This is a genomic window from Lysinibacillus sp. NPDC056959 (assembly GCF_042674095.1).
GTDB lineage: Bacteria > Bacillota > Bacilli > Bacillales_A > Planococcaceae > Lysinibacillus > Lysinibacillus zambalensis.
The window spans coordinates 1-1,338 of sequence record NZ_JBHURE010000060.1; the positions used below are offsets into that span (position 1 = coordinate 1).

Consider the following 1,338-nt stretch of genomic DNA (forward strand, 5'->3'; position numbering starts at 1 on the left):
GCTTCGGCGGTGTACTTGAGCCCCGCTACATTGTCGGCGCGGAATCACTTGACCAGTGAGCTATTACGCACTCTTTCAAGGGTGGCTGCTTCTAAGCCAACCTCCTGGTTGTCTCTGCGACTCCACATCCTTTCCCACTTAGCGTACGCTTAGGGGCCTTAGTCGATGCTCTGGGCTGTTTCCCTCTCGACCATGGAGCTTATCCCCCACAGTCTCACTGCCGCGCTCTCACTTACCGGCATTCGGAGTTTGGCTAAGGTCAGTAACCCGGTAGGGCCCATCGCCTATCCAGTGCTCTACCTCCGGCAAGAAACACACGACGCTGCACCTAAATGCATTTCGGGGAGAACCAGCTATCACGGAGTTTGATTGGCCTTTCACCCCTAACCACAGGTCATCCCCCAGGTTTTCAACCCTGGTGGGTTCGGTCCTCCACGAAGTCTTACCTCCGCTTCAACCTGCCCATGGCTAGATCACTCCGCTTCGGGTCTTGAGCGCGCTACTGAATCGCCCTATTCGGACTCGCTTTCGCTACGGCTTCCCCACACGGGTTAACCTCGCAACACACCGCAAACTCGCAGGCTCATTCTTCAAAAGGCACGCAGTCACGAGATACAAGCAAGCTTGCATCCGACGCTCCCACGGCTTGTAGGCACACGGTTTCAGGTACTATTTCACTCCGCTCCCGCGGTACTTTTCACCATTCCCTCACGGTACTATCCGCTATCGGTCACCAGGGAATATTTAGGCTTAGCGGGTGGTCCCGCCAGATTCACACGGGATTTCTCGGGCCCCGTGCTACTTGGGTGTCTCTCAAACGAGCCGTACAGATTTCAGCTACGGGGGTCTTACCCTCTACGCCGGACCTTTCGCATGTCCTTCGCCTACATCAACGGTTTCTGACTCGTCTCACAGCCGGCAGACCATGAAAGAGAGATCCCACAACCCCGCATGCGCAACCCCTGCCGGGTATCACACGCATACGGTTTGGCCTCATCCAGTTTCGCTCGCCACTACTCCCGGAATCACGGTTGTTTTCTCTTCCTGAGGGTACTGAGATGTTTCACTTCCCCTCGTTCCCTCCACACTGCCTATGTGTTCAGCAGCGGGTGACAGCCCATGACGACTGCCGGGTTTCCCCATTCGGACACCCCCGGATCAAAGCTCGGTTGACAGCTCCCCGGGGCCTATCGTGGCCTCCCACGTCCTTCATCGGTTCCTGGTGCCAAGGCATCCACCGTGCGCCCTTAAAAACTTGGCCACAGATGCTCGCGCCCCCTGTGCACCCCCGCACTACCGGTGACGTCACCGAATCGATGTCGTTGGGCACTTGAGGGG

Annotated in this window: 1 rRNA gene; it reads right to left on the reverse strand. The window is 57.3% G+C overall.

Annotated features, from left to right (window positions below):
• Positions 1-1,261, reverse strand: a 23S ribosomal RNA gene (locus ACFTQ7_RS24855); the annotation flags it as partial.
• Positions 1,262-1,338 lie beyond the last annotated feature (77 nt).